At 52.5% G+C, this 15,354-nt stretch carries 16 protein-coding genes; 10 read left to right on the top strand and 6 right to left on the bottom strand.

All coding sequences use genetic code 11. The annotated features are described in order from the left end of the window. Nucleotides 1–23: 23 nt before the first annotated feature. A complete protein-coding gene (locus tag TU92_RS20280; protein WP_112168967.1) occupies nucleotides 24–368 on the bottom strand; it encodes a RidA family protein in 345 nt (114 codons plus the stop codon). A gap of 145 nt (nucleotides 369–513) precedes the next feature. Here TU92_RS20280 and yoaA point away from each other — a divergent pair, with 145 nt between their 5' ends. From yoaA to rnd, 5 genes are all read left to right on the top strand, one after another. Further along, the gene (gene yoaA, locus TU92_RS20275) at nucleotides 514–2,427 is read left to right on the top strand and encodes a DNA repair helicase YoaA (RefSeq protein ID WP_112168966.1); all 1,914 of its coding nucleotides are present in this window, start codon (nucleotides 514–516) and stop codon (nucleotides 2,425–2,427) included. A gap of 72 nt (nucleotides 2,428–2,499) precedes the next feature. Next, nucleotides 2,500–3,204, top strand: coding sequence for a tRNA (adenosine(37)-N6)-threonylcarbamoyltransferase complex dimerization subunit type 1 TsaB (gene tsaB / locus TU92_RS20270; RefSeq protein WP_112168965.1), 705 nt, complete (start codon nucleotides 2,500–2,502; stop codon nucleotides 3,202–3,204). Between the two features lie 58 nt (nucleotides 3,205–3,262). After that, a complete protein-coding gene (locus tag TU92_RS20265) occupies nucleotides 3,263–3,895 on the top strand; it encodes a Slp family lipoprotein (protein WP_112168964.1) in 633 nt (210 codons plus the stop codon). Nucleotides 3,896–4,200: 305 nt separating this feature from the next. Then, the gene (gene fadD, locus TU92_RS20260) at nucleotides 4,201–5,898 is read left to right on the top strand and encodes a long-chain-fatty-acid--CoA ligase FadD (RefSeq protein ID WP_112168963.1); all 1,698 of its coding nucleotides are present in this window, start codon (nucleotides 4,201–4,203) and stop codon (nucleotides 5,896–5,898) included. A gap of 96 nt (nucleotides 5,899–5,994) precedes the next feature. After that, the gene (gene rnd / locus TU92_RS20255) at nucleotides 5,995–7,116 is read left to right on the top strand and encodes a ribonuclease D (protein ID WP_112168962.1); all 1,122 of its coding nucleotides are present in this window, start codon (nucleotides 5,995–5,997) and stop codon (nucleotides 7,114–7,116) included. A gap of 363 nt (nucleotides 7,117–7,479) precedes the next feature. On the opposite strand, the gene minE is transcribed toward rnd, so the two are convergent. The 3 genes from minE to minC are packed head-to-tail and all read right to left on the bottom strand — an operon-like array spanning nucleotide 7,480 to nucleotide 9,279. Then, nucleotides 7,480–7,749, bottom strand: coding sequence for a cell division topological specificity factor MinE (minE, locus tag TU92_RS20250; protein WP_056770062.1), 270 nt, complete (start codon nucleotides 7,747–7,749; stop codon nucleotides 7,480–7,482). A 3-nt stretch (nucleotides 7,750–7,752) separates the two neighbouring features. Then, nucleotides 7,753–8,565 (bottom strand): septum site-determining protein MinD, encoded by an 813-nt coding sequence (gene minD / locus TU92_RS20245; protein WP_056770068.1) that lies wholly within the window; start codon nucleotides 8,563–8,565, stop codon nucleotides 7,753–7,755. Nucleotides 8,566–8,589: 24 nt separating this feature from the next. After that, entirely contained in the window at nucleotides 8,590–9,279 is a 690-nt protein-coding gene (minC, locus tag TU92_RS20240; protein WP_112168961.1) for a septum site-determining protein MinC, read from the bottom strand. Nucleotides 9,280–9,415: 136 nt separating this feature from the next. Between minC and TU92_RS20235 the strand changes: the two genes are divergently transcribed. From TU92_RS20235 to TU92_RS20220, 4 genes are all read left to right on the top strand, one after another. After that, complete coding sequence (locus tag TU92_RS20235; RefSeq protein WP_112168960.1) at nucleotides 9,416–9,688, top strand: YcgL domain-containing protein; 273 nt, start codon at nucleotides 9,416–9,418, stop codon at nucleotides 9,686–9,688. A gap of 122 nt (nucleotides 9,689–9,810) precedes the next feature. Continuing rightward, nucleotides 9,811–10,998 (top strand): lytic murein transglycosylase, encoded by a 1,188-nt coding sequence (locus TU92_RS20230; RefSeq protein ID WP_112168959.1) that lies wholly within the window; start codon nucleotides 9,811–9,813, stop codon nucleotides 10,996–10,998. 25 nt (nucleotides 10,999–11,023) lie between these two features. Beyond that, nucleotides 11,024–11,680: a fumarylacetoacetate hydrolase family protein gene (locus tag TU92_RS20225; RefSeq protein ID WP_112168958.1), complete on the top strand. Its 657-nt coding sequence runs from the start codon at nucleotides 11,024–11,026 to the stop codon at nucleotides 11,678–11,680. 128 nt (nucleotides 11,681–11,808) lie between these two features. Further along, the gene (locus TU92_RS20220) at nucleotides 11,809–12,258 is read left to right on the top strand and encodes a YcgN family cysteine cluster protein (protein ID WP_112168957.1); all 450 of its coding nucleotides are present in this window, start codon (nucleotides 11,809–11,811) and stop codon (nucleotides 12,256–12,258) included. A gap of 99 nt (nucleotides 12,259–12,357) precedes the next feature. Here TU92_RS20220 and TU92_RS20215 read toward each other — a convergent pair whose 3' ends face one another. Both TU92_RS20215 and iraP read right to left on the bottom strand, forming a co-directional pair. Continuing rightward, nucleotides 12,358–12,642, bottom strand: a complete 285-nt coding sequence (locus TU92_RS20215) for an ElaB/YgaM/YqjD family protein (RefSeq protein WP_112168956.1) — start codon at nucleotides 12,640–12,642, stop codon at nucleotides 12,358–12,360. Between the two features lie 126 nt (nucleotides 12,643–12,768). Beyond that, entirely contained in the window at nucleotides 12,769–13,116 is a 348-nt protein-coding gene (iraP, locus tag TU92_RS20210) for an anti-adapter protein IraP (RefSeq protein WP_112168955.1), read from the bottom strand. A 473-nt stretch (nucleotides 13,117–13,589) separates the two neighbouring features. On the opposite strand from iraP, the gene TU92_RS20205 reads away from it, so the two are divergent. Further along, nucleotides 13,590–15,347: a sensor domain-containing phosphodiesterase gene (locus tag TU92_RS20205; RefSeq protein ID WP_112168954.1), complete on the top strand. Its 1,758-nt coding sequence runs from the start codon at nucleotides 13,590–13,592 to the stop codon at nucleotides 15,345–15,347. The last annotated feature ends 7 nt before the right edge of the window (nucleotides 15,348–15,354 follow it).

The raw sequence follows: 15,354 nt of genomic DNA, 5'->3' as shown, positions 1-15,354 counted from the left end.
TTTTTTATGTCTGATGTCAGCCCTTAACGTGCGGCGATGATTTTGATTTCAATCTTATATTTCGGGTTCATCAGATTGGCCTGCACTGTGCAGCGCACCGGTGCATTGCCTGGAGAAACCCACGCGTCCCACGCTTCATTCATGGCCGGAAAATCTTCTTTGTGTACCAGAAACAGCGTGGCATCGAGGATTTTGCTTTTATCTGAACCGGCTTCGGTCAGTACCGAATCGATGATCGCCAGCGTTTCCGCTGTCTGATCTTTCGCATTCGCATCCAGGTTTTCCGGTACGGCGGTGTAATAAATCGTGTCGTTGTGGATGACCACATCGGACATGCGTGGCTCAGGTCGGATCCTTTCGATAGTCATAATTTGTGTGCTCCGGTTAGTCACTTTTTATTGATGGTTGTAAGGGTATCACAAAGGCTGAATGCGTTGGATTGGCAGATGGCGGTGGTAGTGAAGGCAAGGGATTGGCATAATCACTGCTGATCCGTACAGGTAGAGAGACAGCGTGACAGACGATTTTGCAACAGACGGCGCCTTAGCGCAGAAAATTGAAGGTTTTAAACCCCGTGAACCTCAGCGTCTGATGGCGCAGGCCGTCAGCAAAGCCATCAGCGAAAAGCAGGGGCTGGTGGTGGAAGCCGGTACGGGCACCGGCAAAACCTACGCTTATCTCGCCCCGGCATTGCGCTCGGGCAAAAAAGTCATCATCTCCACCGGCTCTAAAAACTTACAGGATCAGCTCTATTCCCGCGACCTGCCTAAAGTCGCCGCCGCGCTGAAATTCAAAGGGCGTCTGGCGCTGCTGAAAGGGCGCTCAAACTATCTGTGTCTGGAACGTCTTGAACAGCAGTCGCTGTCTGGCGGCGATCTCGCCAGTCAGGCACTGAGCGAGCTGGCACATCTTCGTCACTGGTCGAGCAACACGGAAGAGGGCGATATCAGCACCTGCAACGTGGTGCCGGAAGACAGCTTTGTCTGGCCGCTGGTCACCAGCACCAACGACAATTGCCTCGGCAGCGACTGCCCGCTGTACAAAGAGTGCTTCGTGGTCAAAGCCCGCCGTAAGGCGATGGATGCTGACGTCGTTGTGGTCAACCATCATCTGTTTATGGCCGATATGGTGGTCAAAGAGAGCGGCTTTGGTGAACTGATCCCGCAGGCCGACGTGATGATTTTCGATGAAGCCCATCAGATCCCCGATATCGCCAGCCAGTATTTTGGCCAGCAGCTCACCAGCCGCCAGCTGCTGGACATGGCGAAAGATATCAACATCGCTTACCGCACCGAAGTGCGTGACTCCGTGCAGTTGCAGAAAAGTGCCGACCGCCTGAGCCAGAGCACGATGGATTTCCGTCTGGCGCTCGGCGAGCCCGGTTTTCGTGGCAATCTGCGTGACGTGCTCAGCCAGACAGCGATCCAGCGCGCGCTGTTACTGCTCGATGACGCGCTGGAGCTTTGCTACGACGTGGTCAAACTGTCGCTTGGCCGTTCAGCTTTGCTGGATGCCGCCTTCGAGCGCGCCACGCTGTACCGCAACCGTCTTAAGCGCCTGAAAGATGTCTCGATTCCCGGCTACAGCTACTGGTATGAATGCAACTCGCGTAACTTCGTGCTGGCTCTGACGCCGCTGTCAGTCACCGATAAATTCAGTGACATGATGAAAGAAAAACCGGGCGCATGGATTTTTACCTCCGCGACGCTTTCGGTGAACGATCAGCTGCATCATTTTACCGACCGTCTGGGACTGGATGACGCCGAAACCCTGCTGCTCCCCAGCCCGTTTGATTACGCCACGCAGGCCATGTTGTGCGTGCCGCGCTTTCTGCCTGAGACTAACGTTCGCGGTATTTCGAAACAGCTGGCCCGGATGTTGCGTCCGCTGATCGAAGCCAATAAAGGCCGCTGTTTCTTCCTGTGTACGTCGAACCAGATGATGCGTGAGCTGGCTGAAGAGTTCCGCGCGACGCTGACCTTGCCGGTGCTGTTGCAGGGTGAAACCAGTAAAGGCCAGCTGCTGGCGCAGTTTGTTGAAGCCGGCAATGCGTTGCTGGTTGCCACCAGCAGCTTCTGGGAAGGTGTCGATGTACGCGGTGATGCGCTATCGTGTGTCATCATTGATAAATTGCCGTTCACCTCGCCGGACGACCCGTTGTTGAAAGCCCGTATTGAGGATTGTCGCCTGCGCGGCGGCGATCCGTTCAATGAAGTACAATTACCCGATGCGGTGATCACGCTCAAGCAGGGCGTTGGGCGGTTGATCCGTGATACCGACGATCGCGGCGTGATGGTGATTTGCGACAACCGGCTGGTGATGCGCCCGTATGGCGAAGTTTTCCTCAACAGCCTGCCACCCGCACCGCGCACACGTGATTTGGCGCAAGCGATCCGTTTTTTACAAAACGTTGAAGAGCAGAAATAGCCCGTTGTTTATGCTAGGATCCGCCGCGCAAAAAAGGGTTTAACTCATTCAATCCCCCGCCTGAGGTTTGGCATGTCCACACGAATTTTAGCAATTGATACGGCGACAGAAGCCTGTTCGGTTGCGATTTACAATCAGGGCGAAACGCTCGCTCATTTTGAACTTTGCGCCCGCGAGCATACGCAGCGTATTTTGCCGCTGGTGCAGCAGATCCTCGCCGAAGCCGGGCTGACGCTCAGTCAGCTGGACGCACTGGCCTTTGGCCGTGGGCCGGGCAGCTTTACCGGCGTGCGTATCGGCATTGGCGTGGCTCAGGGGCTGGCGTTTGGAGCAGAATTGCCGTTGCTCCCCGTCTCGACCTTGCAAACCATGGCGCAGGGCGCGTATCGCCAGACTGGCGCAGAACACGTGCTGGCCGCCATTGATGCCCGTATGGGTGAGGTGTACTGGGGCGAATTCAGCCGCGATACGCAGGGAACCTGGCACGGCGAAGGCACGGAAAAAGTGATCAAGCCGGAACAGCTTCTGGTGCATGCAGCAGAGTTGTCGGGGCGGTTTGCCACCGTTGGTACCGGCTGGGAAACCTATCCACATTTGTTGGGTGAATCTTCTGTTGCAGAATTATTTGATGGCAAAATGTTACTGCCGCAGGCGGAAGACATGCTGCCGCTGGCGCTTCAGCTCTGGGAAAACGGCGTTCGCGTGGATCCGCAAGACGCTGAACCCACCTATCTGCGTAATGAAGTGACGTGGAAAAAGCTGCCCGGTCGGGAATGACGGCAACTTGTCCCTAAAACAGCGGTCAGAGTTGAGAGTATGCACAGGAGTCATTGCAATGCGTAAGTGGTCCACAGTTCAGCAGTTCTCAGCTATACAAGGTAAAAAACTGGCGTCGAGTGCAGTCGCACTGAGCGTGCTGATTGTATCCGGGTGTGTCACCGTTCCCGATGAAATTCGTGGCACGACGGCCACGCCGCAGATGAATTTACAAGCGGTGCAGGGCGCGCCGAATCTGTACGTCGGGCAGGAGTCGCGTTTTGGCGGCAAAGTGGTTTCCATCACTAATTTGCAAAACAAAACCCGCCTCGAAATTGCCACCGTTCCTCTTGATGACAGTGCGCGACCGATTTTAGGCGCAGCATCACGCGGGCGCATTCTGGCCTACATCAACGGGTTTGTGGATCCGGTGGATTACCGCAACCAGTTGGTCACCGTGGTTGGGCCGATTACCGGCGTTGAGAAAGGTAAGATTGGCGAGACGTCGTATGATTTCGTGACGGTGAACGTCAACAGCTATAAACGCTGGCGGATCCAGCAGCAGGTCGTCATGCCGCCGCAGCCGATGGGGCCGTGGGGCTGGGGCTATGGAGGCCCTTATGATTCCTGGGGGCGAGGATTTGGGCCGGGGTTCGGGCCCGGCTGGTATGACATGGGGCCCGCACGGGTGGAGAGCGTTGTCACCGAATAGACCGCCTCACGGTGGGAAACCCCAGCGTGGCGGATCTCCGCCGCATGGGACGCCACCTCCTGCCCACGGTGTGCAAGCTGTTGTGCCGCCACCGAAGAAATAACAGACAGATGAGATCGTTGTTAAGGCGGCTTAATTGCCGCCTTTTTCTTTTTTTGCCACGGATGGCAGGTAAATAGTGACCCGCCTCTCAACCTCGACATTGTTTAAAACGCAACTGGTAAGCTGAGTTAAAATATTGTTAAAGACGTGATAAAACTCGTCGCATATCGAATTGAGACGGTAACAAATTCAGGAGTGATACCTTGGAAAAGGTTTGGCTAAAACGTTATCCGGCAGATGTTCCTGAGAACATCGACCCCGACCGCTACAGCTCGCTGGTCGAAATGTTTGAGAACGCCACGTTGCGTTATGCCGACAGCCCGGCTTTCATCAACATGGGCGAGGTAATGACTTTTCGGAAACTCGAAGAGCGCAGCCGTGCCTTTGCCGCCTATCTGCAAAACGAACTGGGTTTGCAGAAAGGTGACCGTGTAGCACTGATGATGCCTAACTTGCTGCAATACCCGATTGCGCTGTTTGGTGTTCTGCGCGCCGGTATGGTAGTGGTTAACGTCAATCCGTTGTATACGCCGCGGGAGCTTGAACATCAACTTAATGACAGCGGCGCAAGCGCCATAGTGATTGTCTCCAACTTTGCCCATACGCTGGAAAAAGTGGTGTACAAAACGCAGATAAAGCACGTGATCCTGACCCGCATGGGCGATCAGCTCTCGGCGGCCAAAGGCACGCTGGTGAATTTTGTCGTCAAATATGTCAAACGGCTGGTGCCAAAATACCATCTGCCCAACGCAATTTCTTTTCGCACTGCCCTGCAGCGTGGACGTCGTCTGCAATACATCAAACCTGATGTTATTAATGACGATCTGGCTTTCCTGCAATACACCGGCGGCACAACCGGCGTGGCGAAAGGCGCGATGCTGACTCATCGCAATATGCAGGCGAATCTGGAGCAGGCGAAAGCCGCCTACGCGCCGCTGCTGCGACCGGGGCATGAACTGGTGGTGACGGCGCTCCCGCTGTATCACATCTTCGCGCTGACCGTGAACTGTCTGTTGTTCCTCGAGATGGGGGGACGCAGTTTGCTTATCACCAATCCGCGCGATGTGCCGGGCATGGTGAAAGAGCTGTCGAAGTATCCCTTCACCGCTATCAGTGGCGTGAATACATTGTTCAATGCGCTGCTCAATAACGAAGATTTCCGCGAGCTGGATTTCTCAACGTTGCGTCTCTCGGTGGGCGGTGGGATGTCGGTGCAGAAATCGGTGGCGGATAAATGGGAAAAACTCACCGGTAAACATTTGCTGGAAGGTTACGGTCTGACCGAGTGTTCACCGCTGGTGGCCGGCAATCCGTACGATCTGAAGCATTACAGCGGTAGCATTGGATTACCGGTGCCGTCGACGGAAATACGGCTGGTGGATGATAACGGTCAGGATGTCGCCACAGGCGAGCCGGGCGAGCTGCTGGTACGTGGCCCGCAGGTGATGCTGGGCTACTGGCAAAGGCCATCGGCCACCGATGAGGTGCTAAAAGATGGCTGGTTATCGACGGGCGATATCGTTACAGTGGACGAGCAGGGTTTCATACGGATTGTTGACCGTAAAAAAGACATGATTCTGGTTTCCGGTTTCAACGTCTACCCTAACGAAATTGAAGAGGTGGTTTCACAACATGACAAGGTTCTTGAGGTCGCTGCTATTGGCGTACCGAATGACGCGTCGGGTGAAATCGTCAAAATTTGCGTGGTGAAGAAAGACCCGTCACTGACCAGCGAAGAACTCCTGGCACATTGCCGCCGGTTATTAACCGGCTACAAAGTCCCGAAGATAGTCGAGTTCCGCGACGAGTTACCGAAGTCTAACGTTGGAAAAATCCTCCGGCGCGAACTTCGCGATGAACAGGCAAAACCGAAAGCCGATCCCAAACAGGACGCTGCATAACGGTTAGCGCGCTGTTCAGTCGTGGTCAGACTCCCAACGCCGGCATTGTCCGGCGTTGTCACGTTATAACGCAGTTATGATTAAGAGAATTAAGATTTGAATTATCAGTTGATTACTACCAATGACGCACTGGAGCAGGTTTGCCTTCAGGCCAAAGCGCACAGTAAAATTGCGCTGGATACCGAGTTTGTCCGCACTCGCACCTATTACCCGCAACTGGGCCTGATCCAGTTATTTGACGGCGAAAAGCTGACGCTGATTGACCCTTTGCCGATCACCGCCTGGCAACCCTTTATCGATCTGCTGACCAATCCTGATGTGGTGAAATTCCTGCATGCGGGCAGCGAAGATCTGGAAGTTTTCCTCAACGCGTTTGGCGTGATGCCCACGCCGCTGATTGATACGCAGATTCTGGCCGCGTTCAGCGGTCGTCCGCTGTCTTGTGGTTTTGCGCGTCTGGTGGCGGAAACGACCGGCGTGGAGCTGGATAAAAGTGAATCGCGTACCGACTGGATTGCCCGTCCCCTGAGCGAAAAGCAGTGCGTGTACGCTGCCGCAGACGTCTGGTACTTGTTGCCGCTTGCCGATCAGCTGATGAAAGAAACCGAAGAAGCAGGGTGGATGGACGCCGCGCTGGATGAGTGTCTGGCTCTGTGCCGCCGTCGCAAAGAAGTGCTGCAACCGGAACTGGCTTATCTCGAAATCACCAATGCTTTCCAGCTGCGTCCGCGTCAGCTGGGCTGCCTGAAGCTTCTGGCCGCGTGGCGCCTTAATCAGGCGCGTCAGCGTGACCTGGCAGTGAATTTTGTTGTGCGTGAAGAAAACCTTTGGCAGGTCGCGCGATACCAACCAGGTTCGCTGGGTGAGCTCGAATCCCTTGGCCTGAGCGGCCCGGAAATTCGTTATCATGGCCGCACGCTGCTGGCGCTGGTAGAAGAATCCAATGCGCTCGATGAGTCTGAACTTCCTGCACCTATCCTCAATCTGATCGACCAGGCGGGCTATCGCAAAGTCTTCAAAGACATTAAAGCGCTGATTCAGACGGTGAGCGAAGAGAGCGGACTGAGCGTCGAATTGCTGGCTTCACGCCGCCAGATTAACCAATTGCTCAGTAGCCACTGGAAGTTAAAGAACAAGGAATCTCAGCCAGAATTAATCAGTGGCTGGCGCGGTAAACTGTTAGCGGAAAGGCTGGCAGAAATACTGAAAGATTACTGATTCGACGTCCCTTAAGGGATATTAAATTCAGTGAAGAGATATTAAGAGCGGAATTATTTCCGCTCTTTTTTTATGTCTAGATTTTATTCCAGCCGTCGTTTTAATAATCCGTAATGACATGACGAGTGAAAAGGCATGAGGCCACACTAAAGCGAATGAAGACAAGGCTAAATGGGAGGAGTCTTAATCAGAATTTTGCAGGAAAAAAGAAAAGAGAGAGATAAAAATTAAAAACTGGCTATTTAAACAGTGGGCTTTTATACAGTGTAAAAATTAAACGAGTTACTTTTAAGTAGCCCCCCTGAAAAACAAGGGGGCACTATTTTGGCAGAAAAACCATCAAAACAGGCAATTCAACTGCTGTCATTTAGGCGTTTCTTCCGATTCCGGCAGGGTGACGTTCAGCTCCAGTACGGAGATATCGTCACCTTTTTGCTCGAATTGAACCTGCAACATTTCAGGGTCAATCTTAATATACTTACAGATCACCGCTAAAATGTCGCGCTTCAGGTCTGGCAAGTAGGAGGGCTCGCTGTCCCCCCGGCGTCGCTCTGCTACGATGATCTGTAGCCGTTCCTTGGCTATATTGGCTGTCGGCTTTTTACGGGACAGAAAGAAATCTAACAAGGCCATGGTTTATCCCCCAAAAAGGCGTTTCAGGAAACTCTTCTTCTCTTCCTCAATAAAACGGAACGCACGTTCTTCACCAAGCAAACGGCTGACGGTGTCATCGTACGCTTTACCCGCATCGGATTCCTGATCCAGGATCACCGGCTCGCCCTGGTTGGACGCACGCAGTACTGACTGGTCTTCAGGGATCACGCCCAGCAGTGGAATACGCAGGATTTCCAGCACGTCTTCCATGCTCAGCATATCGCCACGGCTTACACGGCCCGGATTATAGCGAGTGAGAAGCAGATGTTCTTTGATAGGCTCTAAGCCTTTCTCCGCACGACGAGATTTTGAAGACAAAATGCCCAAGATGCGGTCGGAGTCACGAACGGAAGAGACTTCCGGGTTGGTGGTGATGATCGCTTCATCGGCAAAATACAGAGCCATCAGCGCGCCGGTTTCGATACCCGCAGGGGAATCACACACCACGAAGTCGAACTGCATTTCGTTTAAATCATTAAGAATTTTTTCAACGCCTTCGTGGGTCAGCGCGTCTTTGTCACGCGTTTGCGAAGCCGGAAGAATAAACAGGTTATCGGTGCGCTTATCTTTGATAAGAGCCTGATTCAGCGTGGCATCACCCTGGATCACGTTAACGAAATCGTAGACCACACGGCGTTCACAGCCCATGATCAGGTCGAGGTTACGTAAACCAATATCGAAATCGATAACAACAGTTTTCTTGCCTTTTTGAGCTAAACCGGTAGCGATGGCCGCGCTTGAAGTGGTCTTGCCAACGCCCCCTTTACCCGATGTAACAACTATGATGCGTGCCATGAATGGATTCCTTGTCAAAAGGGCTTAGTTTAAAGGTTGTATGGTTAACACGTTATTTATCAGGCTGAGGCGCGCGGCCTGACCGAGATAATCGGCCGGGATTTGGTCACTCAACCAGTATTGCCCTGCGATAGAGACTAACTCTGCGCCGAGGTGTGTGCAAAAAATCTGACAATTTGCATCACCGGCGGCACCGGCCAGCGCTCTTCCTCGCATCATGCCGTAGATGTGGATGTTGCCATCGGCAATCAGTTCCGCACCTGCGCTGACGCTGCTCGTCACAATGAGGTCGCTGTTACGGGCATAAATTTGTTGTCCGGATCTGACCGGAGTACTGACAATGCGGGTTTTGGCCGGGGCATTGTCGGGCACGACTGGAACAGGCGGCTCTGCGGCGATACGCTGTGCACGGCCTTCACTCAGCAACGGGAGACCGGTGCGGGAAAGTGCGCGTTTTTGCTTTTCGTCTTTGCAACCACTGATGCCAACAACGCGAAAGCCTGCAGAAGCGACAGCCTGTTGAATGTCTTTCCAGTTTGCTTCACCACTCAGTGAGGCAACGTTGATAACAACAGGGGCATTTTTCAAAAAGGCGGGCGCTTGCTCCACTTTTTCCTGTAATGCCTGATAAATAACCTCAGGTTGTGAACTGTGTAAATGAACAACCGATAAGGTAAAACTGCTGCCTTTTAGTTCTATTGGCGATTGTGACATCTATCCTGACTCAGTCTTTGCAACTCTAAATCCCCGGAATACCACTCGGGGGGCGATATTCCGATGTACCTTAAGCATGGTATAGTTACAGTTATATCTAGGCAAGCCACCGTTTCAATTTAATAGAGTTAAAAAAATGTATTGTGCGATCTATCGAAGTACTAAACGTGACCAGACATATCTTTATGTAGAAAAAAAAGACGATTTCTCTCGCGTGCCTGAAGAATTACTCAAAGGTTTTGGCGTGCCACAGTTTTCAATGATGCTAAATCTGGCCACCCGCGAAAAATTAGCCACGGCCGATATTGCCAAAGTACGACAGGCACTCGAAGATCAGGGTTATTATCTGCAAGTGCCACCGCCGGTTGAAAGTTTATTGAACACTCACCTGAGTGACAGCAATAAATAACGCGTTCCTGACATTTGTTTCGCCATTTCCCGAACTTTCAGACGTCTTAACTTGCATTCATCGTTGTAGTATCTAAGGTTACAGCGATGAATCATTTTTTGAATGTCAAAAGGAAGAGTTTGATGAAATTGTCGGCACTGGCAGTCTTAACGCCCCTGATTATCCTCAGCGGTTGCGCAGCACAGAAAGCAACCTCCGGGCAACCCGCAACACCGCCAGCCGCTGCTGCCCAGGCACCTGCTACAGCACCTACTGCTGCGCCCGCGAAAACCTCTCTGGCCGAACAGGGCAGGGATCCGGCAGAGTTTCCGGCATACGTAGAACAGCTTAAGGCTCAGGCGCGTGCGCAGGGCATCAGCCAGCAGACCATTGACAGCACCTTCGCTAATATCCATTTCGTCGATCGCGTCATCAGTTCCGACCGCAATCAGCTCGAAAAGAAAATCACCCTTGACGATTATCTGACCCGCGTTCTGCCTGAGTGGAAAATTAAAGCCGGCCAGGAACAGTACCGCAACAACCTGCCTGCCCTGCAAAAGGCGAGCGATCGTTATGGTGTGCAGCCGCAGTACATCGTCGCCCTGTGGGGTATGGAAAGCAGCTTCGGTAAGATTCAGGGGAAAGAGGATGTGTTCTCGGCGCTGGCGACGCTGGCCTTCGAAGGCCGCCGCGAAGCTTTTTTCACCAAAGAGTTTATGTCCGCGCTTAAAATCGTCGATTCCGGCCATGCTTCCAGCGATATGATGAAAGGCTCGTGGGCGGGCGCGATGGGACAATCGCAGTTCATGCCGAGTTCCTATCTTAACTACGGCGCTGATGGCAACGGCGACGGCAAAATCGATATCTGGAAAAACACCGACGACGTGTTTGCCTCAACGGCAAATTACTTATCTAAAGAAGGCTGGAAAGGCAATCAGGGCTGGGGTCAGGAAGTTAAACTTCCGGCTAACTTTGATGCCGCTCAGGCAGGCCTGAAAAATAACCAGATGCACCCCGCCAGCTACTGGCAGCAACAGGGGGTGACTCAGGCAGATGGCAGCCCGCTGGCCTCGACGGCGACCCGTGCGTGGATTATCACGCCAGATGACGTGCAGGGGCGAGCGTTCCTCGTTTACGACAATTTCCGCACAATCATGCACTGGAATCGCTCAACCTATTTCGCACTGAGCATCGGTATGATGGCTGACGGCATTATGGCCGCACAGGGACAGGCTCCGGCAATGTCTGGCGAATTAACGCCAGCAGCACCAGCACCTGCAACGCCGTCCGCACCGCTGGCACCTGCGCCGCATAATCCGTTCAGCGGTTAAGGACTTTCTACTAAGGAGTCGCGTTATGTACCAACACAGAGACTGGCAGGGCGCTTTACTGGATTTTCCGGTAAACAAGGTGGTGTGCGTCGGCAATAACTACGCCGATCACATTAAAGAGATGGGGAGTCAGGTTTCTGCCGAGCCGGTTATTTTTATCAAACCGGAAACGGCGCTGTGCGATATCCGTCAGCCCATCGCATTGCCCACGGGTCTCGGTGCGGTACATTACGAAGTGGAACTGGCGGTGCTTATCGGCACGCCATTGAAACAGGCGACAGAAGATCGCGTCGCCAATGCGATTGCCGGATACGGACTGGCGCTGGATCTGACGCTGCGCGATTTACAGACGCAGTTCAAAGCTGCCGGTCAGCCGTGGGAAAAGGCCAAAGGTTTCGATGGGTCCTGTCCGGTCAGTGGTTTTATTCCCGTGAGTGAATTTGGTGATGCGCAGCAGACCGGGCTGCGCTTACTGATCAATGGCGAAATCCGCCAGGAAGGTAATACCCGCGACATGCTGACGCCAATTGTGCCGCTGATTGCTTACATGAGCCGCTTTTTCACCCTGCGCGCCGGCGACATCATTCTTACTGGCACACCGCACGGCGTTGGCCCGTTAAACGCGGGAGATGAAATCTTAGCTACACTTAATGATAAGCAAGTCACTACGCGGGTGATCTGAGCCGCGTTCCTGAGTGATTTAGAACAAAGTCCCTCTTCGCCGGAACTGCTTTCCGGCGGCTTTGCTTGCATCTGACGGCCAAAGCGTCTATATAAGCACCCTCATTTTACTTCTACCGGATGCACACTATGACTGAACCCGCTTTTTGGCAGGAAAAGACGCTGCCTGAAATGACCAACGAAGAATGGGAAGCATTGTGCGACGGTTGCGGACAATGTTGCCTGCACAAGCTGATTGATGAAGATACCGAAGAAATCTATTTCACCAACGTTGCCTGCAACCAGCTGAATATCAAATCCTGTCAGTGCCGCAACTACGAGCGTCGTTTTACGCTCGAAGAAGACTGCATCAAACTGACCCGCGAAAACCTGACCACTTTCGACTGGCTGCCACCGACCTGTGCCTATCGTCTGATTGGCGAAGGCAAACCGCTGTTCCCGTGGCATCCGCTGCTGAACAAAGCCTCTAAATCTGCGATGCACACTGCGCAGATTTCCGTGCGTTACATCGCCGTTCGTGAAGATGACGTGGAAGACTGGCAGGATCACATTTTAAATAAACCAAGCTGGGCGAAGTAATTCCCTCTGCGTCAGTCAAAAAATTCCAAAAAAAATCCGGAACCATGAGTTCCGGATTTTTGTTTCTAAGGACCGGTCACCCGATCCTTAAAAGATTTGTTACTTACGGCCAAGCAACAAGCCCAGCACAACACCAATGGCACCTGCGGCGATAAGGCCAGACAGTGGGTTTTCTTTTACCTTGTCAGCCACGCCCGAGAGGGCTTCGCTTGCCTGTCCGGAGAACTTACGGGCAGCGCCTTCAATCTGATGCTTAGGTGAGTCAACAAAGTTGCCAAACTGTTTCTGCGCTTCACCGGCAAATTCATTGGCTTTGTTTTCAACTTTATCGGCCAGACGGTTTGCGTCTTTGTTCAGGTCTTTATCGTAATCTTGTGATGACATCGTATTCTCCTTTGTTTGCAGACTTAAAGCGTAGTCGGGAATTTCCGTCATTGCACTTTTCAGACAGCATTACAGGACTTTTCCGAAGGCAGAGCCCAAACTCGTCCGGCGTTTGTTAACTTGTTGTTATGATTCTGCCACAGCGTCCGGGCCTTTGCCGTTTATTGCGTTCAGGGTATCGGCATTCAGTTCCGGATCAGCCTGATCGATTAACCGTGTGGTCGAAATAATCGACTGAAATTGCTCGAATAAAAGTGTCGCATCCGATTTCATGGAATCATCGTCTGAATCGAGCACTGAGTTAATGGCTTTATTCACACTCTCGATAATTTCCTGCGGACCGCCGTTTTTACCCACGGTTAAAAACAGTGCACTAAGAAGAAGGGACTGGGCCTCCACCTGCGCGGTGAGTTGCTTGGCGTCTGCTTCCATCCGGGAGATCTTCGCGATCATGCTTAAAATAATGTTTTTCATTTGTGTAGCTCCTACAGATAGAGAAGTGTTACCCGCTCGTTAATTCTTCGCCCGGTTCAACGACTGTCTGTGATATTCAGATAATCTGATAGTTAATCAATTGGTTAAATAAAATCTGGAAGAGTCTGCGTGCCAGCCTGCGGAATGTATTCGCCCGTCACGGCAGATTTCTCCCAGCAGGCTAGCACAGACTAAAACAGATAATCCATGAGATGCATGAGGACAACGCCTCGCAACGCGCGAAATGTGAGTTTTTTAGCATTTTCTTTGTTATTTTATCGTTATTGGTTAACCTTGCCAGACGCCTGTTTCAGGCGCAGAGTTTTACCTTTCTTAACAGTTTCCCCGCTGAATTAAATAAAATTAAGGGCTTTTATACCTGTAATAGCGCTTCGATACTGAACGGGTCGAATACGACGTAAAAAAGGTATAAGAATATTATTAGAAAATTTTCTGATTTTAAGAGTGTAACCATGCTGACCAATCTAAGTAACAATGAAGCAAAAAGGCATGCGGCGATCGATGCTCTTAAAGCAGATGACAGAGGCCGTGACGATACGCTGCGAAAGTACACCTTTCTCGCCTGTCGCTTACTCAACGTGCCGATGTGTTTTGTCTCCGTCCTTGATGACGAAAAACAGTTTGTTAAATCAGCCCAAAACGTGCCGTTTACCGAAACCAGCCTGACCGATGCCTTTTGTGCGCATACCGTGCGCAGCGAACAAACCCTGATCTGCAACGATACCTTGCAGGATGATATGTTCAGGCACTACCGGCTGGTGCATGAAGCGCCGTTTATCCGTTTCTACGGCGGTTGCCCGCTCAGAACCCGTGAAGGGGTGATCGTCGGAACGCTGTGTCTTCTGGACAATCAGGCGCGCGAATTCTCAGCGGAAGATATCGAAACCTTCGAGAAAATCGCCGATCTGGTTTCGGTGTTTTTGGAAACCTGGCACGCCGTCGGGTATGTCGATATTGTGACGCTGTTGCCCAACCGTCAGCGACTTCTGCGCGATATGTCCTACCTGAGCGGTCCGGACAACACGCTGGTGATTATCGACTGCATCGATATCGCTTTTGCCTATGAGGTTGCGCGGTCTCTGGGGATGGGCGCGGTGGAAAGCCTGTTGCAGGATATGGCGCTCAAGCTGAAAGCCAAACTTAATCTGGATGGATTGTTATACGCGGTGGCGGTCGGACGCTTCGCCTTCCTGCTCAAAGACAGCGAGTCCACCACACTTGAGGCCATCGCCGACACCCTGAAAGGCACGCAGGCCAGCCTCAACAGCCAGATCCCGCTTAATCTGGATATTCACATTGGCGATTCTGGTGCGTATTCCCACGAACTGACCCCTGCCGAAATTCTGCGCCGCGCAGTGAGTGCCTTGCATGAGGCGATCAGTCAGAAAAAGCGCTTTATGACGTACGACGCCGAGATCGACAACAAAAAGAGAAATGATTTTCAGCTGCTGTCCGAACTGCGCAAGGCGCTTCACGAGGGCAGCGGCCTGTATCTGGTCTATCAGCCGAAAATCTCCCTGACCACCGGCAGCGTGACCGGTGCAGAGGCGCTGATCCGCTGGAAGCATCCGTTACTGGGCGAAATCATGCCCGGCCAGTTTATCCCGCTGGTGCAAAGAACCAGCCTGATGAGCGAACTGACCGACTGGGTTATCGAACATGCCATCAGGCAGATAAGCCTGTGGTGCGATAAAAACTTTCAGGTTCCGGTCTCAATAAATCTGGCGGCCAGTGATTTTTCCCGACCCGGTTTTGCCGACGCGCTGGAAGAGAAAATGCTCAGCCATACGCTGTCGCCTTCTTTACTCAGCGTGGAGTGTCTGGAAACCGAGAAAATGCTCGAAAGCCCCGATGCGCTGGAAGGGCTTGAAATGCTCAAGCTGCGCGGATTCCGTATTTCTCTGGATGATTTCGGCTCGGGTTACAGCAACATTAACGTCCTGCGTAAAATCCCGATGGATACCATTAAACTCGACCGTTCGATTGTCGGCACCATTTCTACCGATCACGGCAGTCTGGTGATCGTCAGAAACGTCATCCGTTTACTTAAACAGCTGGATTATGAAGTGCTGGCGGAAGGGGTCGAAAACGAAGAAACGGTGGATATTTTGCGCGGGCTGGGATGCGATGAAGTGCAGGGGTATTTCTACTCCCGACCGCTGAACCCGGAACTCTTCGAACAGTGGTGTGAGGAGCGTGCGGCAGTGTAGGCTGGCC

The organism is Rahnella inusitata (assembly GCF_003263515.1).
Lineage (GTDB): Bacteria > Pseudomonadota > Gammaproteobacteria > Enterobacterales > Enterobacteriaceae > Rahnella > Rahnella inusitata.
This window is presented reverse-complemented; position numbering and strand designations above follow the sequence as displayed.